Raw genomic sequence first — 4,694 nt, forward strand, 5'->3', positions numbered from 1 at the left:
TCCGCCCCCTCCCCCTTGAGGGGAGGGTTGGGGTGGGGGTTCCGCCCTCTCCGTTCACAGACCCTCCCAGGTGTCCGCTCCCAACAAAATACAACCGGCACAGAGTAGCGCCGCGCCCAACCGCGCACTAAGCTCCCGCCATGAAAACCATCGGCCTCATCGGCGGCATGAGCTGGGAATCGACCGCCCACTACTATGCCATCCTCAACCGCGAGACAGCCGGCCGCCGCGGCGGCCTTCACTCGGCCCCCCTCATCGTCCACTCGCTCGATTTCGCCCCCATCGAGGCGATGCAGCGCGCCGGCGACTGGGCTGGCGCCGGCGACATCCTCGCGGGTATTGCGAAATCCCTCGAAGCCCAGGGCGCGGAAATCATCGGCCTCGCCACCAACACCATGCATATCTGCGCCCCGCAGATCGTCGCGGCGCTCACCGTCCCCTTCGTCCATATCTCCGCGCCCACCGCCGATGCGCTGCTCGCCGACGGTATCGGCCGGGTCGGCCTCCTCGGCACCCGCTTCACCATGGAAAAACGCTTCTATATCGAGGGCCTCGAAGCCCGCGGGCTCGAGGTGCTGGTGCCCGATGTCGGCATCACCAACCTCAACGGCATCATCTACGAGGAGCTTTGCGTCGGCATCGTCCGTGACGAATCCCGCCGCATCTATGTCGAGGCCATCGCCCGGCTGCAGGCCCGCGGTGCCGAGGCGGTGATCCTCGGCTGCACCGAGATCGGGATGCTGATCGACGACAGCGTCAGTCCGCTGCCCACGTACGATACGACGGACCTCCATGCCAGGGCGCTGGTGGCAGCGGCGCTGGCCTAGATGCCCGACGACCCCAAGCGCGGTGACAATGGCGGCCCGCCCTTGGAGCAGCCCCATGAATGGGGCGAGGGTCCGTTCGGCAACTATTTCGAATGGAAGGCCGCGCGGCAGAAGGCGTGGGACGTTCCCTACGACATCGCGGTGATGCGTGCCCGCCGGGCCGAGGCGCTGGGCCTTACCTACGACGAATATGCGCTCGAGATCATGGAGCGCGGACACTACCTGCAGAAAACCGATACCGACCGCATCGCCGAGATCAAGCGCCGGCGCGCCCTGCGCTACTGACCCCTGCCGCCTACGCCGCCCGCCGCAGCCCGGCATCCACCTCGTCGATCCCGTCGCCCTGCGCCTCGGTTTCTTCCCCGAACATGGCACGGACCATCTCGTCGATCTGCCCCACATCCGAGCTAACTACGTCGCCCGCCGCCGGCTGGTCGCTGATCGCCACCGGCCCGCGGGCCAGTTGCCGGATCAACCCGAAGAGGATCACGCAGGCGGCCAGCACGCAGCTCGCCGACAATATTGCGATGGTCCAGCGGCCCCCATCGGCCGCCGCTTCCAGCGTCGCCAGCGGCACGCTCGACACCACCACCCAGCGGCCCTCGCTGCCCCCGACGCTAACCGGGAATGCCGTCTGCCGCACCGCCACGCCGTCAGCCGCCATGCTGTCGGCCTCGCTGGCACCATTGTCCGCAAGCGCCGCCCCGACGATGCCACTCGCCGGATCGGTAGCCCCGAGGCTCTTGCCGATCATCGCCGGATCCGGGTGCGCGACGACGATGCCCGTGGCCGAAACGATGGCGACACGGCCGCTACCGAACGGCTTCACCTCGGCCATCCGCGCGGCAATCTCCTCGGCCGTCGGCTCCCCCCGACTCAGGTCGGTCGAGACCTGGGCCGCGACTTCCCGGGCGGTCTCGGCCTGCAACTGCCGCGCCTCTGCCTCCATGGCGCTGCCGGCCTGCTGTACCAGAAAGCTCAGGGCGACAGTGAGCACCGCTGCGAGGGCAGCACCCCCGAGCATCGCCAGCTTGAAGGATAGAGAACGAACACGCATCCGAGGCGGCTCCTTCGGCCGAAAATTTCTGGCTCAGTGCATTGAAACCGATCAGCCGTTAAATATCCCTCAACCATAACCAGGCGCCGGGACCCTTCCTTCACCGCCGGGGGGTACTCCGCCGGCCTTTGGGGTCTCCCTCCCCCGACCGACCGGGGAAGGGCATGTGGCCCTCGTGCAGTTTCAGAACTCCGACCAGTCCTGGGCCAGCGCGGTATTGCCCTTGCTGAGATAGCTGCGGGCCGCCGCCTTCACCTTCTGCTGCAACGCCTTGACCGTGGAGCCGCGCGGCATCTCGGCCACCGCCATGCCGCCACCCTCCTCGATGGTGAACACATCGACGATCCTGTCGAGTTCGTTCGCCTGCCCCTCGGTCTGCTCGATCGCCGCGTTGGTCTGCTCGACCAGCGCCGCGTTCTGCTGCGTCATCTCGTCGAGCGCCCGCACCGCCGAGCTCACCTCATCTATGGCGCTCGCCTGCTCGCGGCTCGCCGTGGCGATCCCCTCGATCAGCCCGGAACTCTCCCGTGCCGTCTCGCGCATCGAGGCCAGCTTCTGCGCCGCCTCAGCGACAAGCTTCGAGCCCCCGGCGACTTCCGCGCCCGACTGCTCGATCAGCGCCTTCACCTCCGATGACGCGCTCGCCGCCGATTGCGCCAGCCGCCTCACCTCGACCGCCACCACCGCAAAACCCTTACCCGCATCGCCCGCCCGCGCCGCCTCGACCGAGGCATTGAGGGCGAGGAGATTGGTCTGGAAGGCGATGTCGTCGATCATGCCGATGATGTTGGAGATCTTGCCCGACGAGGTGGTGATGCGCTCCATCGCCACGGTCGCCTCCTCCATCACCTCACCGCCCTCGGTCGCCGTCTTGCTCACTTCTCGCGCCTTGCTCGACGCATCGGCGGCGCGCCGGGCGTTTTCGCTGACGGTCGTCGCGAGCTGCTCCATCGAAGCCGACGTCTCCTCGATCGTCGCCGCCTGCTTGGTGGTCCGCTCGCTTAGATCGTTGGCCCCGGACAGGATTTCGCCCGTCGCCGTCTTCAGCGCCCGCGACGTGGTCTGCAGCGAGGTGACGATCTCGGTGATGCGTTCCAGCGAGGCGTTGAACGCCTGCCGCAGCCCCTCGTATTGCCCGCTGAACTGGGTCTCCACCCGTCCGCCCAGGTCGCCGTCGGCCATCCGCATGAACGAGGTCTTGAGCAGTTCGATGATCGCTTCGGAGCGCTTGCGCTCGGTGATGTCGGTGGCGAACTTCACCACCTTCATCGGCTTGCCGGCGGCATCCAGCACCGGGTTGTAGGAGGCCATGATCCAGACCTCCTTGCCGCCCTTGCCGATACGCTTGAACTCCGACGAGATGAACTCGCCGCCGCGTAGCCGGGCCCAGAACTGCTCGTACTCGGCGCTTGCTCCATAGGCCGGCTCGACGAACATCCGGTGGTGCCGGCCCTGGATCTCGTCCAGCCGGTAGCCCATCGCGCCGAGGAAATTCTCGTTGGCGGTGACGATGCTGCCATCGAGATTGAACTCGATCACCGCCTGGGCCCGGCCGATCGCCGCCACCTGCCCCGCCATGTCGGCCGCCCGGTTCTTCTCGGCAGTGATGTCGGCGGCGAACTTGATCACCTTGGACGGCTTTCCCGCCTTGTCGAGGATGGGGTTGTAGGTGGCCTGCAGCCAGATTTCCTTGCCGTCCTTGCCGAAGCGGCGATATTCGCCCGACTGGAACTGCCCGGCGCCCAGCGCCCGCCAGAACTCGGCATATTCCGCCGTCTGCGCCATCGCCGGATCGACGAACATCCGGTGATGCTTGCCCTCGACCTCCGGCAGCGAATAGCCCACGGCCGCGAGAAAATTGGCGTTGGCCGTAATGATGGTGCCGTCGAGACCGAACTCGATCACCGCCTGGCTGCGGTTGATGGCCTCGACCTTGCGGCGATCTTCCAAATGCGAATTGCCGGCAAACCCGGCGAAAATAGAACGTCCCATAATACCTTGCCCCGAACCACTTCTGCGGAAATCGACCGCCGCGATCTCACAGCCGATCCGCCTGAAAAACCTCCAAGCCGGTCGTACGTATTAACGCGCGGTACACCATGAATGTGGGCCTGCCCGGCCCCGTGCCCGGTTACTGTTCGCATACGTACTGATGCGTAATTCGCCCGACCGCGGCACCATGCAAAAAGGGCGCCGTTAGGCGCCCTCCTGCAGAAGTCGATCGGCCGACCTGGCTTAGAACTCGTTCCAGTCGGCGCTGATCGCGGCGTTGCCCTGCGAGAGATAAACCCGCCGAGCCCCGGCTTTGCTGGCCGGCGGCGCGGCGCTTGCCTCGGCAACGGTGAATACATCGACGATGCGGTCGAGCTCGTTGGCCTGCGACTCCGTCTGCTCGATCGCCGCATTGGTCTCCTCGACCAGCGCCGCATTGTGCTGCGTCATCTCGTCGAGCGTCCGCACCGCCACGTTGACCTCCTCGATCGAGGACGCCTGCGCCCGGCTCTCGCTGGCGATGCCCTGCAGCAGCTCGTAGTTGGTGCGCGCTCCATCGAGCATCATGCCCAGTTTCGCCGCCGCCTCGGCCACCAGCCGCGAGCCGCCCGCCACCACCGTGCCGGACTGCTCGATCACCACCTTCACCTCGCTCGAAGCGCTCCCCGCCGACTGCGCCACCCGCCGCACATCCACCGCCACCACCGCAAAACCCTTGCCGGCATCGCCGGCCCGCGCCGCTTCGACCGAGGCATTCAGCGCGAGGAGGTTGGTCTGGAACGCGATATCGTCGATCAACCCGATGATGTTGGAAATCT

General features: G+C 66.6%; 5 protein-coding genes. 2 read left to right on the forward strand and 3 right to left on the reverse strand.

Annotated elements, in window-relative coordinates:
• Positions 1–140 precede the first annotated feature (140 nt).
• Positions 141–827: an aspartate/glutamate racemase family protein gene (locus JWQ89_RS16010; protein WP_299642564.1), complete on the forward strand. Its 687-nt coding sequence runs from the start codon at positions 141–143 to the stop codon at positions 825–827.
• Positions 828–1,112: a hypothetical protein gene (locus JWQ89_RS16015; RefSeq protein WP_299642566.1), complete on the forward strand. Its 285-nt coding sequence runs from the start codon at positions 828–830 to the stop codon at positions 1,110–1,112. It begins immediately after the preceding gene.
• Between the two features lie 10 nt (positions 1,113–1,122).
• On the opposite strand, the gene JWQ89_RS16020 is transcribed toward JWQ89_RS16015, so the two are convergent.
• From JWQ89_RS16020 to JWQ89_RS16030, 3 genes are all read right to left on the reverse strand, one after another.
• Entirely contained in the window at positions 1,123–1,884 is a 762-nt protein-coding gene (locus JWQ89_RS16020) for a hypothetical protein (RefSeq protein ID WP_299642568.1), read from the reverse strand.
• Positions 1,885–2,067: 183 nt separating this feature from the next.
• Positions 2,068–3,876, reverse strand: coding sequence for a methyl-accepting chemotaxis protein (locus JWQ89_RS16025; protein WP_299642570.1), 1,809 nt, complete (start codon positions 3,874–3,876; stop codon positions 2,068–2,070).
• 243 nt (positions 3,877–4,119) lie between these two features.
• On the reverse strand, positions 4,120–4,694 hold a 575-nt coding region (locus JWQ89_RS16030), incomplete at its 5' end, for a methyl-accepting chemotaxis protein (RefSeq protein WP_299642571.1).

This window comes from Devosia sp. (genome assembly GCF_028290645.1).
Taxonomy (GTDB): Bacteria; Pseudomonadota; Alphaproteobacteria; order Rhizobiales; family Devosiaceae; genus Devosia_A.

Excerpts from the sequence above, each read along its gene's own strand:
- JWQ89_RS16025 (WP_299642570.1), bottom strand. The coding sequence starts at position 3,876 with ATGGGACGTTCTATTTTCGCCGGGTTTGCCGGCAATTCGCATTTGGAA.
- JWQ89_RS16020 (WP_299642568.1), bottom strand. The coding sequence starts at position 1,884 with ATGCGTGTTCGTTCTCTATCCTTCAAGCTGGCGATGCTCGGGGGTGCT.
- JWQ89_RS16015 (WP_299642566.1), top strand. The coding sequence starts at position 828 with ATGCCCGACGACCCCAAGCGCGGTGACAATGGCGGCCCGCCCTTGGAG.
- JWQ89_RS16010 (WP_299642564.1), top strand. The coding sequence starts at position 141 with ATGAAAACCATCGGCCTCATCGGCGGCATGAGCTGGGAATCGACCGCC.